13 protein-coding genes and 1 pseudogene are annotated in these 13,144 nt (G+C 42.3%); 9 read left to right on the top strand and 5 right to left on the bottom strand.

The window, feature by feature from the left end; all coding sequences use genetic code 11:
* Positions 1 to 966, top strand: coding sequence for a lipoyl synthase (gene lipA / locus XPG1_RS10970; RefSeq protein ID WP_045959112.1), 966 nt, complete (start codon positions 1 to 3; stop codon positions 964 to 966).
* A gap of 15 nt (positions 967 to 981) precedes the next feature.
* Positions 982 to 1,356 carry a fluoride efflux transporter CrcB gene (gene crcB / locus XPG1_RS10975; protein ID WP_045959113.1) on the top strand — a complete coding sequence of 125 codons (375 nt, stop codon included), beginning with the start codon at positions 982 to 984 and terminating at the stop codon, positions 1,354 to 1,356.
* A gap of 137 nt (positions 1,357 to 1,493) precedes the next feature.
* Here crcB and cspE read toward each other — a convergent pair whose 3' ends face one another.
* Positions 1,494 to 1,703, bottom strand: coding sequence for a transcription antiterminator/RNA stability regulator CspE (gene cspE, locus XPG1_RS10980; RefSeq protein WP_045959114.1), 210 nt, complete (start codon positions 1,701 to 1,703; stop codon positions 1,494 to 1,496).
* Between the two features lie 181 nt (positions 1,704 to 1,884).
* Complete coding sequence (locus tag XPG1_RS10985) at positions 1,885 to 2,370, bottom strand: methylated-DNA--[protein]-cysteine S-methyltransferase (RefSeq protein WP_045959115.1); 486 nt, start codon at positions 2,368 to 2,370, stop codon at positions 1,885 to 1,887.
* 1,163 nt (positions 2,371 to 3,533) lie between these two features.
* Between XPG1_RS10985 and proV the strand changes: the two genes are divergently transcribed.
* The 7 genes from proV (at position 3,534) to emrB (ending at position 11,152) form a co-directional block, all read left to right on the top strand.
* On the top strand, positions 3,534 to 4,736 hold the full coding sequence (proV, locus tag XPG1_RS10995; RefSeq protein WP_045959117.1) for a glycine betaine/L-proline ABC transporter ATP-binding protein ProV: 1,203 nt from the start codon (positions 3,534 to 3,536) through the stop codon (positions 4,734 to 4,736).
* A complete protein-coding gene (gene proW / locus XPG1_RS11000; protein ID WP_084717301.1) occupies positions 4,726 to 5,922 on the top strand; it encodes a glycine betaine/L-proline ABC transporter permease ProW in 1,197 nt (398 codons plus the stop codon). Before proV ends, proW begins: the two co-directional genes overlap by 11 nt.
* Before the next feature lie 7 nt (positions 5,923 to 5,929).
* Positions 5,930 to 6,919 (top strand): glycine betaine/L-proline ABC transporter substrate-binding protein ProX, encoded by a 990-nt coding sequence (gene proX, locus XPG1_RS11005; protein ID WP_045959118.1) that lies wholly within the window; start codon positions 5,930 to 5,932, stop codon positions 6,917 to 6,919.
* Positions 6,920 to 7,128: 209 nt separating this feature from the next.
* The gene (locus tag XPG1_RS18980; RefSeq protein WP_045959119.1) at positions 7,129 to 7,497 is read left to right on the top strand and encodes a hypothetical protein; all 369 of its coding nucleotides are present in this window, start codon (positions 7,129 to 7,131) and stop codon (positions 7,495 to 7,497) included.
* Between the two features lie 102 nt (positions 7,498 to 7,599).
* Entirely contained in the window at positions 7,600 to 8,115 is a 516-nt protein-coding gene (gene mprA / locus XPG1_RS11015) for a transcriptional repressor MprA (protein ID WP_045959120.1), read from the top strand.
* 232 nt (positions 8,116 to 8,347) lie between these two features.
* The gene (gene emrA / locus XPG1_RS11020) at positions 8,348 to 9,601 is read left to right on the top strand and encodes a multidrug efflux MFS transporter periplasmic adaptor subunit EmrA (RefSeq protein ID WP_084717302.1); all 1,254 of its coding nucleotides are present in this window, start codon (positions 8,348 to 8,350) and stop codon (positions 9,599 to 9,601) included.
* Positions 9,602 to 9,610: 9 nt separating this feature from the next.
* Positions 9,611 to 11,152 carry a multidrug efflux MFS transporter permease subunit EmrB gene (emrB, locus tag XPG1_RS11025; protein ID WP_045959121.1) on the top strand — a complete coding sequence of 514 codons (1,542 nt, stop codon included), beginning with the start codon at positions 9,611 to 9,613 and terminating at the stop codon, positions 11,150 to 11,152.
* Between the two features lie 151 nt (positions 11,153 to 11,303).
* On the opposite strand, the gene fhuF is transcribed toward emrB, so the two are convergent.
* The 3 genes and pseudogenes from fhuF to XPG1_RS17635 all read right to left on the bottom strand — a co-directional run bounded on the left by fhuF (position 11,304) and on the right by XPG1_RS17635 (position 12,846).
* Entirely contained in the window at positions 11,304 to 12,080 is a 777-nt protein-coding gene (gene fhuF / locus XPG1_RS11030; RefSeq protein WP_045960690.1) for a siderophore-iron reductase FhuF, read from the bottom strand.
* Positions 12,081 to 12,154: 74 nt separating this feature from the next.
* A pseudogene (locus tag XPG1_RS11035) lies at positions 12,155 to 12,403 on the bottom strand (iron-enterobactin transporter ATP-binding protein); the annotation flags it as partial.
* Between the two features lie 179 nt (positions 12,404 to 12,582).
* Complete coding sequence (locus XPG1_RS17635; protein ID WP_071825373.1) at positions 12,583 to 12,846, bottom strand: hypothetical protein; 264 nt, start codon at positions 12,844 to 12,846, stop codon at positions 12,583 to 12,585.
* Between the last annotated feature and the right edge of the window lie 298 nt (positions 12,847 to 13,144).

The raw sequence follows: 13,144 nt of genomic DNA on the forward strand, positions 1-13,144 counted from the left end.
ATGAGTAAACCAATTCAGATGGAACGTGGTGTCAAATACCGCGACGCAGACAAGATGGCTTTGATCCCTGTGAAGACAATCGCCACAGAACGTGAAGCACTCTTGCGTAAACCTGAGTGGATGAAAATCAAGCTTCCCGCAGATTCCAGCCGCATTCAGGGTATCAAAGCTGCAATGCGTAAGAATGGATTGCACTCCGTCTGTGAAGAAGCCTCCTGCCCTAACCTTGCTGAATGTTTTAACCACGGTACCGCCACTTTTATGATCCTTGGCGCCATTTGTACCCGTCGCTGCCCGTTCTGTGACGTCGCCCATGGCCGCCCAAATGCCCCTGATGCCAATGAACCGCTCAAACTCGCACAGACTATCCAGGATATGGGGCTGCGTTATGTCGTGATTACCTCTGTTGACCGTGACGACTTACGTGATGGTGGTGCTCAGCATTTTGCTGACTGTATTACCTCTATTCGTGAAAAGAACCCATCAATTAGGATCGAAACGTTGGTGCCGGACTTCCGCGGTCGCATGGATCGTGCGCTGGAAATTCTGACCGCAACCCCCCCTGATGTGTTCAATCACAATCTGGAAAACGTGCCGCGGGTTTATCGTCAAGTACGTCCGGGAGCAAACTACCATTGGTCTTTAAAACTGCTGGAAAAATTCAAAGAAGTGCATCCAGATATCCCTACTAAATCGGGCTTAATGGTGGGATTGGGTGAAACTAACGAAGAAATTTTGGACGTCATGCGGGATTTGCGTAGTCATGGGGTCACCATGCTGACCCTGGGGCAATATTTACAACCTAGCCGTCACCATCTGCCCGTACAACGTTACGTCAGCCCGGCGGAATTTGAAGAGATGAAGGAAGCTGCCTTAGCAATGGGCTTTACCCATGCGGCTTGTGGCCCGTTTGTTCGTTCTTCTTATCACGCAGATTTGCAAGCTAAAGGCATAGAAGTCAAATAACCTGTTGCCACCATCATGATAAATATTATATTTGCGGTATTCATCGGTGGTGGCCTGGGTAGCGTACTACGCTGGTTCATTAGTCTCCGCCTGAATACGCTTGCTTCTCCCATCGCCGTTGGTACGCTAACGGCCAATTGTATTGGCGCATTCATCATTGGATTAGCGCTGGCCTATTTTAACAAAGCCACACATCTCGATCCGGTTTGGAAATGGATGCTAACGACCGGTTTTTGTGGTGGGCTAACCACCTTTTCCACGTTTTCCGCTGAAGTCGTTTATTTATTACAGGCCGGAAAAATAGAATGGGCACTGTTCGGCATGCTGGTAAATGTCAGTGCGTCATTGTTGATGACCGCCTGTGCTTTTATGATAATGAACAAACTGTAATGATATCAATCTTCCCTTCTCGCGGGCTTGCCACACGGGAAGAGAGGGATTAAGCCTCAAAAAGCTCAATAGCGGATAACATAAAAAAACCCGCTATCAACCAACACGGGTTTTTCAGAAATACGTAGGATTTGAAATTAGATTGCGACAACGTTCGCAGCAGATGGACCTTTCTCACCCTCAGCAATATCAAACTCTACTTTTTGGCCTTCAGCCAGCGTCTTGAATCCGTTAGTTTGAATGGCGGAAAAGTGTACAAAAACATCTTTGCTACCATCTTCTGGCGTGATAAAACCGAATCCTTTGGATTCATTAAACCACTTAACGTTACCTTTAACTTTTGACATCAAAACTTACCTTTAAGAAAAAAGACTAGCGTAGCTTACAGTACAACAAATAATATAGTCTACTGTCTGTAACATAGATCACGAAATGTATGACAGAATGCAAAAAACAAACTTTTCGCTTAGTTACATTAGTTTATTCTATACGCTAATGGTAATTTCACAAATAAATTAGCGCGTTATTTCAATTCTGTTTACTTTTCACTTTTCTGTTTTTTTCATGCTCCAGTAGCCACCCTTTGATATCCAGTCCGCCGGTATAGCCAACCAATTTACCATCATGCCCAATCACTCGATGACAAGGCACAATCAATGAAATAGGATTGCGTGAATTAGCCATCCCGACAGCACGGCAATAATTGGCGGATCCTAACGTGAGTGCCAATTGTTTATAGCTCCACATTTCGCCATAAGGGATGCGACAAAGCTGCTGCCAAACGCGTTTTTGGAATTCAGTTCCCTGGATATTTAAAGGAACGGTGAACAGGACTCTCTTCCCTTTGAAATATTCCTGCAATTCTTTTGCACACTGCTGAGTAATCACACTTTTTGATTCTAATGCTTTCTTTTCGCTGACGAAATAGATGCTGGTAACGCCTTCATCGTCCGCACTGATATGTACATAAGGCTTGGGAAAACCGTCTGGAGTATTCAGGTAATGATGATACATAAACTACCTCCATTTAATTTATTATTAAAAATTTCTGTACTGGCCTAAATCCCTCATTCATCAATTTGCAATGATGAATTCGGTTACACATCTGACAATTTGATAAAGAAACCATTGCACCCTCTGACCATTAAAATGATGACGCTGCCAATAAGATATAACACTTCGTTTTTAATTTCACCCCCGTTAAAAAACCTTAAAATACCATATGTAGATAAAATTTATCATTGATACACTATAGGTAGAATAAATTTCTTAAATAAATGATTACAATATAATATATTAATGTTAGATTTTATTATTCTTGATAATATAGAACACGAAGATATTTTACTAGAAGTGTTATCATTTATGACAAAAATGGTGAGATATCCCCATCGCATTTCAAGAAACATCTCTTCTCCTGAAGGGATACACTACACTGGAATCAATCAATCCAATGGTGAAAAAAAACCGGTTATTCCAATCACTAAAAGCGTTCACAGCACATTGTGATGGACATTCAGACGTCAATTATCATTCACACCATTTTTCCGACCTATCATCAGATAGGGATAATGAACAAAAATAAAAAAACGTATTCAATTATCATATTAATATTGAAACAAAAAACAGACCATTTAAAACCGTATACATCGTCACATTACCCATAAATGTCAATTTGCATTGTACAAACACAAGCAAGTCTTAATTCCTTCTTGCTGAGCGAAAGTGAATAAAATAATTTATGGATACGACGAGGATATACGGCAGCCAATATATATTTCAATGAAAAATAAAATAGCTTATCTTGATGGTATTTTTTCCCTTCTTATAACTTAGTAAATAAGCAAAATAAACAGCTCCATATTGCCACCCAACAAAACCAGATTAAATACAATAATAACAACCAGATACAAGATAAATAAAATAAAAACAAACACCAATATTTAAGGTGAGCAGTCTAAAAGTAATCGTCAGTTCCTCATTTCTCACATCCGCATTATGCCATGAAAAATATCAAATTTTGATTAATGGTGATAAATAAGGTGTTGTCATCAAATTTCAATATGCTAGGGTATATATTGGCGAAATTTGGCAAAGGCGTGTTTAGGTAATCTAAAAAAAATAATAGAACAACTAAAATCATAAATCATCATAAGCAACGGAGAAATATTGATTTCATGACAGTTAAACTTGAAGTTAACAATCTCTATAAAATATTTGGCGATCCCCCTGAGCTAGCATTCGAATTATTAGCATCTGGCCTCAGCAAAGAGCAAATATTTGAGAAAACAGGTCTCACCGTCGGTGTTCAAAATGTTAATCTGGCCATTGAAGAAGGCGAGGTATTTGTGATCATGGGATTATCCGGTTCAGGTAAATCCACACTGGTACGCCTTCTCAATCGTCTGATAGAACCCACCAGAGGCCAGGTCTGCATCGACGGAGAAGATATTTCCACCATCACAGAAACTCAATTACGGGAGGTTCGTCGCAGTAAAATCAGTATGGTTTTCCAGTCATTTGCGCTGATGCCGCATTTAAATATTCTGGAAAATACGGCGTTTGGCATGGAGCTTGCCGGTATTCCAAAAGAAGAACGCCAGCAAAAAGCATTCGAGACGCTAAAACAGGTTAATCTGGAAAATTATGCCCTGTCATATCCCGATGCACTGTCCGGTGGTATGCAGCAACGTATCGGGTTAGCCAGGGCGTTGGCCAATAATCCCGATATTTTGTTAATGGATGAAGCCTTCTCAGCGCTCGATCCCCTCATCCGAAATGAAATGCAAGATGAATTATTACGTCTGCAAGGAGAACATCAACGTACCGTTGTATTTATCTCTCATGATTTGGATGAAGCCATGCGTATCGGTGATCGCATTGCCATTATGCAAGGCGGTATTGTGGTTCAGGTCGGTACACCGGAAGAGATCTTAAATCACCCCGCTAACGATTATGTCAAAACGTTCTTCCGTGGTGTGGATATCAGCCATGTCTTCTCGGCAAAAGATATTGCCCGCCGTCGTCCAGAAGCACTGCTTCATGTTGCCGCCGGCTTCGGCCCTCGCTCGGCACTGCAAGTGCTGGATAATGAGGATAGAAACTATGGCTATTTAATCGAAAGGGGCCAGAAGTTTATTGGTGTGGTGTCCGTCAATTCCCTGCAACACGCATTGACAGAAAAAAAATCCATCGAACATGCCCTATTGAAAGAACCCACTGCCGTTGCAGCCGAGACGCCTCTAAACGAATTGATATCTACCATCGCACAATCCCCTTGCGCGGTTCCTGTCGTCGATGACGGTGGCCGTTATTTAGGCGTCATTTCCAAAGGAATATTGCTACAGGCTTTAGATAAGGAGACTTCCCATGAACAATGACTCTTCCCATACAGTCACTGATTTCGATACCCACAGTGATCCCTGGATGGAGAATGCCACTGCATCGTCCTCATCAAACAGCGACTGGCTGAATACATCGGCAACCCATATGCCACCAGACCATTTTAATCTCATGTCACCTTTTCAGCACAAACTCATTCCGTTTGATTCCTGGGTTAGCCATCTCGTTGATTGGACTGTTGTACATTTCCGCCCGGTCTTCCAAATGATCCGTGTCCCTGTCGATTTTACCCTCAACGGTTTTGAGCAATTCCTGACAACCTTGCCGCCGCCCGTCACTATTTTGTTTTTTGCCTTGCTGGCCTGGCAACTTGCTGGTGCAGGCATAGGCGTGTTCACGTTAATTTTATTGATCGTCATCGGCGCAATTGGTGCGTGGGCAGAAGCGATGGTAACGATGTCTCTTGTGCTAACGGCCTTACTGTTCTGCATTATCATAGGGCTTCCTTTGGGGATCGGTCTGGCTCGCCATGAACGGCTAGCCAAAATTGTTCGTCCCTTGCTGGATGCGATGCAAACCACACCCGCGTTTGTTTATCTCATTCCTATCGTCATGCTGTTTGGCATAGGTAATGTCCCCGGTGTGATAGTCACCATCATTTTTGCTTTACCCCCTATCATCCGTCTGACGATTTTGGGGATTAAACAAGTGCCATCAGATTTAATTGAGGCAGCCCGATCATTTGGAGCAAGCCCACGGCAAATGTTGTTCAAAGTTCAACTGCCGCTGGCAATGCCGACAATCATGGCTGGTGTAAATCAAACATTAATGTTAGCGCTTTCCATGGTGGTCATTGCCTCCATGATTGCGGTGGGCGGCTTAGGGCAGATGGTGTTGCGCGGTATCGGCCGTCTTGATATAGGATTGGCATCCATTGGCGGCACAGGAATTGTGATTTTGGCCATCATCCTCGATCGCCTGACCCAATCGGTGGGGAAAAATCATCGCACCAGAGAAAGGCGTTGGTATCACGCCGGGCCAATTGGATTGCTGAGCCTGCTTTTTTTCGCATTTTTCCCAATCAGAAAAAAAACCACTGCCCCAAACAACGCCACTCCCCATCATGCCAATAAAAACGATACATCAAATACAGTATCCGATCTGACTACGAAAGGAGGAAACTGCCATGGGCATAATCACCTTATGCAACAAGATCACAAATAAGGGGAGAATGTTAGGTGCACTCCTAATCGTATTAATGAGCATTTCCTGGTCACCGGCGATATCGGCGACTGAGCGACCGGGGAAAGGGATCACGGTGCAACCGCTGCAAAGTACCATCAGTGAAGAAACGTTTCAGACTTTGATTGTTTGCAAGGTATTAGAAAAACTCGGCTATGATGTCAAACCGATTAAGGAGGTTGATTATAACGTCGCTTATGCTTCCATTGCTGCCGGAGATAGCACATTTATGGCGGTTAATTGGGTGCCACTCCATAATGCCTCATACGCTGCAGCAGGAGGAGATAAGGTATTCTATCGTAAGGGAAATTATGTCGTAAATGCCGTCCAGGGATATCTCATTGATAAAAAGACCGCAGACACATACCACATCACCAATATCGCCCAATTAAAAGATCCTAAGCTTGCCAAATTGTTTGATAGTAATGGCGATGGAAAAGCGGACTTAACCGGCTGCAATCCCGGATGGGGATGTGAACAGGCGATTAATCGTCACTTAACTGCTTATGGGTTAAGTGATACCGTGAAACAGAATCAGGGTAATTATGCAGCGATGATGGCTGATACAATTGCTCGTTACCGGGAAGGTAAGCCTATTCTCTACTACACTTGGACACCCTATTGGGTGAGTGATGTGCTAAAACCCGGAAAAGATGTCGTCTGGCTTCAAGTCCCCTTTTCTGCCCTCGGCGATGGAGAAACAATCGATACCCAATTGCCTAATGGTCGTAACTACGGTTTTCCTCCCAGTGTCATGCATATCGTGGCAAATAAAGCATGGGCGAATAAAAACCCGGCGGCTGCGGAACTGTTTGCCGTGATGACGCTACCGATTGCTGATATCAGCGCACAAAACCAACGTATGCATAGCACTAAAATTTCGGATGTTGACATTGAACGCCAGGCTGAAGGCTGGATCAAATCACACCCGCAAACAGTCGAACGCTGGTTAAACGCAGCCAGAAAAGCGGCTGATTAGTTGTTCAAGATTGACTTTTCCCTTGCGTTGTACTGGATAACCATAAGATATTAACAAAAACGCATGGCTATCCGGTACATTCTCGCTTATCTCCGTTAATATACTCGTTGTAAACAACATTGTTTAAATAATTTATATATTTCATATTTTCACTTTCACCATATTTTGTTAAGGTTGTTTTATCTATTAACAAAAAAGCAAAATATACCATGCCAATGCCCGATAAATTTGCGCCTGATATGCCAATATCTGATCTCCCTATCGTCATTGGTTATATCCCCATCTCTTTTGCTTTTAGCCTGAACACCGGAATGGCATTGTGGATCTCTACACTGTCCGTCATGGCAATAGGTATCCGTCATATTTTATATGGTCCTGCCAACTTTTTATTCCGTTATCTTCCCCTACGTTTGGAAGCCCATCGTTTTTCTGTCAGAAAAGCGGGAATGGTGTTCGACAGTATTAGCTCACTTCTTATCGTCTCAAACATGCCGAACCACCCTATCTGGTGCTGTCGTTTTTGGCATAATATTCAAGGTATTTATGAATTAGGTATCAATATTAAAAGAAATATGTGATAACAAATAACTATAATTGCTAAATTTAACTTTTAATATAGTATTTGTATGGTTTTTAACAACAGTTACTTTACCGGTAGAAACTAATAAGGTATCTAAACAATGGAAAGTTCATTCACTCCCACAGAAGAGTTACTTAATTGCCGTGTAGCACAGCAAAAGAGTTTACCCTACCAAGAGATTTTACTCACCCGCTTGTCTATGCATGTCCAGAGTAAACTGTTGGAAAATCGCAACAACATGCTGAAATCACAAGGAATCAATGAAACCTTGTTTATGGCGCTGATGATTCTGGATACCAAAGACAGTCGTAGTATTCAGCCATCAGAACTGAGTGCTGCATTGGGTTCTTCTCGTACAAATGCCACCCGGATTGCCGATGAATTAGAAAAGCAAGGTTGGATAGAGAGAAAGGAAAGTCATAACGATCGTCGTTGTCTCTATCTGCATCTCACAGAAAAAGGTTCAAATTTCTTGAACAGTTTACTTCCCCCCCAACATGAATGCCTGGTCAAGCTTTGGTCTGTATTTGATCTTGAGGAGAAAAAGCAATTAGAAAAATTGATGAGAAAAATCTTGAGTCAATTGGATAATATTGAGGATTGTTTGAGTAAGTGATTTCCTTCTTCTGAACAGCCTCAAACCCAAAAAATGCTTGTATAGCAACATGATCTAAAAAAACTTTTCTGCAAGCCTGTATCATCGATACTTCATATGGCTGACTATTATCATCAGATAATATTTGATCCATACTGTTCACCCTTCCAGTAGTGTAAACACACTACTGGAGACGTGTGTGTTTTTCCCCCTATAGGGACAATAGAGTCAAGAACAAATACGGAGACTCTCTATGAGCACGAATGAGAAAGCCCCCCTTTCACCTAATGCTGAACCGCTTTCTTTGAGCGAAAAACCGGGTATTGGAAAAGATGCGCCTGAAAAACAGGATGCGAAAAAGCCGGAAACTAAAAAACAAAAACGTCGCAGTATCATTATGTCATTGACGTTACTCTTTCTTTTACTTGGCGCAAGTTATACCGTTTACTGGTTTATCGCTTTACGTTACCAACAAGAAACGGATAATGCCTATGTCTCTGGTAACCAGATACAATTAATGTCACAAATTTCAGGCAGCGTCGTGACTGTTAATTTTGACAATACTGATTTTGTGAAAAGTGGTCAGCCTCTTGTTCAACTCGATCCCCGTGACGCCGAACTGGCCTTAAAACGCGCCGAAAATGAATTAGCCAATACTGTCCGGGCCACTCATCAGCACATGGTTGATAGTAAAAGATATCAAGCGACTATAGCGCTAAAAAAAATTGCACTCAGAAAAGCGCAAAGTGACCTCGACCGAAGAGAAATATTGGGTACTAAAGATCTTATCGGCAAAGAAGAATTGCAACATATGCGTGAAAACGTTGCGGCTGCCCAAGCGGATTTGGACATCGCAATAGCCCAATATGAAAGCAATCAAGCCATTATTCTGGATACACCCTTGGAAAAACAGCCCACTATCGAAAAAGCAGCCTCCGGTGTGCGTGATGCATGGCTCGCTTTACAGAGAACCCATATTGTCAGCCCTGTTGATGGTTATGTCGCCCGCCGTAGCGTTCAAATCGGCTCCCGTATCAATTCAGGAACCCCCTTGATGGCGATTGTACCAGCCGACACGATGTGGATTGACGCCAATTTTAAAGAAACTCAGCTTGCAAACATGCGTATCGGGCAACCCGCAAAAATCATTAGCGACTTCTATGGCGATGATGTTGTCTATACGGGTAAAGTAGCCGGCATTGAGATGGGTACAGGTAGCGCCTTTTCTCTCTTACCCGCGCAGAATGCCAGCGGAAACTGGATCAAAGTGGTACAACGTCTGCCTGTTCGGATTGAGTTTGAGCCTGAGCAGCTAAAACAGCATCCCCTGCGCATTGGGTTATCAACAAAAGTGATTGTAGACACAACACACACCGATGGCACTGCATTGGCAACAACTGAACGTACTCTCCCTGCCTATCATACTAACGCTTTGACGATCGATATGGCGCCTGCAAACAGAATCGTTACTGACATTATTAATCGTAACTCAGGCAATCAATTTTAAGGGGGCAGCATGGTAACAAGAGAACCGTTTACAGGTGCGAAACTCGCTCTTCTGACCATTACACTCTCAATGGCGACGTTCATGCTTGTTCTCGACTCTACCATTGCCAACGTCGCCATACCGACGATTGCTGGTAATCTGGGGGCATCAAGTTCACAGGGAACATGGGTGATTACCTCTTTCGGTGTCGCCAACGCAATTTCCATTCCAATTACAGGCTGGCTTGCAAAGCGTTTTGGGGAAGTGAAGTTGTTCCTCTGGTCTACCGCGATTTTTACTCTCTCATCCTGGCTGTGCGGCCTGTCAAACAGCCTTAACATGTTGATTTTCTTCCGCGTTATTCAAGGGTTGGCCGCCGGCCCTGTCCTTCCTCTTTGTCAAAGTTTGTTACTCAATAACTATCCAATCGCGAAACGAAATATGGCATTGGCGCTGTGGTCGATAATGATCGTTGTCGCCCCGATTTGCGGGCCTATTCTAGGTGGCTATATCAGTGACAACTATCATTGGGGATGGATTTTTTTCATCAATATTCCCCTGGGTATCGCAATTATCTTTATCATTACACAGTTATTGCGCAATCGGGAGACGAAAACAGAAATACGCCCCATCGATATTACCGGGCTATTTTTGCTGGTGATTGGAATAGGCAGCCTGCAAATTATGCTCGATCAGGGCAAAGAGCTTGATTGGTTTCACTCCACTGAGATTATTATCCTGACGATTACGGCCATTATTGCACTCATTTTCCTGATTATATGGGAACTGACGGATGATAATCCGGTCATCGATCTGTCGCTGTTTAAACAACGCAATTTTTCCATTGGTACACTCAGTATCAGCCTCGGTTTCATGATGTACTTTGGTTCGATCGTTTTACTGCCACAGCTATTGCAGGAAGTCTTCGGTTATACCGCAACCTGGGCAGGTCTTGCCGCCGCTCCGGTTGGATTTCTGCCACTACTACTGTCTCCCATTATTGGTAAATTTGGCCATAAGCTCGATATGCGCTATATCGTCACATTCAGTTTCATCACTTATGCGGTATGTTTCTATTGGCGCGCTTATACCTTTGAACCAGATATGGATTTTGCGACTGCGGCATGGCCTCAATTTTTTCAGGGGCTTGCCATGGCATGTTTCTTTATGCCATTGACAACGATCACATTATCAGGATTAGCACCTGAGAGAATGGCCTCAGCGTCCAGTTTGTCAAATTTTACTCGTATCTTGTCGGGTTCAATCGGCACCTCTCTGACAACCACGATGTGGACACAGCGTGAATCGATACACCATGCCAATTTTGCAGAGCATATCACGCCATATAACCCCAATTATCAGCAAATTCATCAGCAACTCAGTCAACTGGGAATGAATAATGAACAGATCTCTGCTTATCTGGCAAAACAGATTACGCATCAAGGTTTAATTATCTCAGCCAATGAGATCTTTTGGCTTTCAGCTGGCGCATTCCTGATCTTGGTGTTATTGGTCTGGCTGGCAAAACCGCCTTTTTCTGCCGAAGGGAAAGATTCCGGGGGAGCACACTAAATTGATTACGGGGCCTATACGGGAGCATTTGCTCCCGTTGAGATGACATCTTTACAGCCGTCCGTGACACATTAGCCCCGGATTTATTCGGACATGCTGAGGTTCGTTTGATGTTTTTGGCGAAATAAATTATCCAAGACAATTGTTCGTATTATTTTTCTTTAGTCGTTCCAAGAGGGCAGTCGTGACAATTACTTACCCCAGGCAATTTATTTCTTTGACAGCAACAACGGCGCTGTATGGCATTATTTTTCATAATGACTGTGCGATAAAGTGGATTATCCCTGCCATCAGGTAACGTCTGTTCGAAAAAAAGGTGCTGGATTAATGTATCATATTGTGATTTATCCACTCTATCTTTAAAATTATTCAAGTACCAATGCATAACATAACCAATATTATTCCACAGTAGTCGCTTATTTATTCCACGGTAGGATTCGATTTTATCACATACAGGAATAATATGCCGATCCAACATAATCTGGTAACGCGATAATAAAGATATTGGCTCGTCCAGCCAAGTTAGCTGGTAATAAATGATATTTGGTCTGCCCGTTTCATGAAATTCAATCTGAAAAAGGTGATAATCCGTATCAACCGCCTGAGGATACGCCAATAGCATTAACATCATGGGTGGCACAACTAGGCCAAAATACCACTGTGACCATAACGAATAAAGTCCTTTCTGATTCGGTTTTAATTCATTATCACCATAATACGAATCCTGATATTTCTTCATCAATGATAAAAAACTTTCCTCACCTGACCACTGATTCAACCGCATACTTTCTGGTGGGATATTTCCTGAATTTATTTTTATGGATGCATTAAAATGACTAAATGCACCATCAAATAAATGAGTAATATCTTCGACAGTGATTTCAGATTTATGCTTACCAGAATCAGTGATACCAGAAACAAATTTCATGGAGTCCTGATAAGGATCATTTTCCATTCCCTATTCCCCTTTCATCTATTATTTATCCTGAACTACACTCGCTATCATTCATTGGTCTTATATTTAGGCATGATTAATGGCCTGTTAAATTCAGGATCACGAATAATCCGGTAGGCCAAACCAAATACATCAGCAATCCTTTGTTCTGTTACGATTTCCTCAGGATTACTTTCAGCATAAACCCGACCTTCTTTCATCACAAGCAGATGCGAGGCATAGCGCAGAGCCAAATTAATATCATGTAAAACCAACACTAATGTTTTACCTTGTCGATACAAGCGTTGACAGAGGTCAAATTCACGCGCCACCGATTTTGGTTTATGACAATACATTGAGACTGATAAAATTACAATCAACCATAGCCGGGTAGGGGACTACTGATGAGGCAGCAGCCTTCGCTTTATTGGTTGAAACAATTATAGGAACGGGCTGATGTAGCACCATAAAATGGTAAACAGGCTCTCTCGAAATTCTAGCCATCCCTTCCGTTCCCACCATTAGAACCACCTTTTCCACCATCACTACCATCCCCTCTTTTTCCACCATCACCACCATTACCACCATTACCTCCTTTTCCATTATTTTTACCGGTTATACCATCGCCGCCGTTGCCTCCATTTTTACAATCAGGAGTACCATTCTTGCCATTTTCTCCTTTTTTTCCATCAAGGACAGAGCAATTAACGGTTTCAGAGATTTGCTTTGAATAGCTTGATGTAGAAAAGAGTAAAGGCATCGTTAAGCTGAATAAAAAAACAGATTCTTATTAATCATATAATTACCTTTAGTTACCTTATATTAAAATTCTTTGCTTGAAAGACAATCAATCTCAAAAAACAAAGGCGTTTTTTCATGATTTATCCATTCAATAAAATTAAAAAATAAATGGATAGCTAATTATTAGCATAACATAAATAACATTCCAAAATAGTGTAACTCACCTGCACAGTATACCATTCCATTTATAGTATATAGTTAAATATCATATGTAGCTGGATTGCGAAAAGTCATTTACTCTTAATGGATGACATTAA

The organism is Xenorhabdus poinarii G6 (genome assembly GCF_000968175.1).
Lineage (GTDB): Bacteria > Pseudomonadota > Gammaproteobacteria > Enterobacterales > Enterobacteriaceae > Xenorhabdus > Xenorhabdus poinarii.

Excerpts from the sequence above, each read along its gene's own strand:
- cspE (WP_045959114.1), bottom strand. The coding sequence starts at position 1,703 with ATGTCAAAAGTTAAAGGTAACGTTAAGTGGTTTAATGAATCCAAAGGA.
- XPG1_RS17635 (WP_071825373.1), bottom strand. The coding sequence starts at position 12,846 with ATGCCTTTACTCTTTTCTACATCAAGCTATTCAAAGCAAATCTCTGAA.
- fhuF (WP_045960690.1), bottom strand. The coding sequence starts at position 12,080 with ATGAAATTTGTTTCTGGTATCACTGATTCTGGTAAGCATAAATCTGAA.
- emrB (WP_045959121.1), top strand. The coding sequence starts at position 9,611 with ATGGTAACAAGAGAACCGTTTACAGGTGCGAAACTCGCTCTTCTGACC.
- proX (WP_045959118.1), top strand. The coding sequence starts at position 5,930 with ATGTTAGGTGCACTCCTAATCGTATTAATGAGCATTTCCTGGTCACCG.
- mprA (WP_045959120.1), top strand. The coding sequence starts at position 7,600 with ATGGAAAGTTCATTCACTCCCACAGAAGAGTTACTTAATTGCCGTGTA.
- XPG1_RS10985 (WP_045959115.1), bottom strand. The coding sequence starts at position 2,370 with ATGTATCATCATTACCTGAATACTCCAGACGGTTTTCCCAAGCCTTAT.
- proV (WP_045959117.1), top strand. The coding sequence starts at position 3,534 with ATGACAGTTAAACTTGAAGTTAACAATCTCTATAAAATATTTGGCGAT.
- crcB (WP_045959113.1), top strand. The coding sequence starts at position 982 with ATGATAAATATTATATTTGCGGTATTCATCGGTGGTGGCCTGGGTAGC.
- proW (WP_084717301.1), top strand. The coding sequence starts at position 4,726 with ATGAACAATGACTCTTCCCATACAGTCACTGATTTCGATACCCACAGT.
- lipA (WP_045959112.1), top strand. The coding sequence starts at position 1 with ATGAGTAAACCAATTCAGATGGAACGTGGTGTCAAATACCGCGACGCA.
- XPG1_RS18980 (WP_045959119.1), top strand. The coding sequence starts at position 7,129 with ATGCCAATGCCCGATAAATTTGCGCCTGATATGCCAATATCTGATCTC.
- emrA (WP_084717302.1), top strand. The coding sequence starts at position 8,348 with ATGAGCACGAATGAGAAAGCCCCCCTTTCACCTAATGCTGAACCGCTT.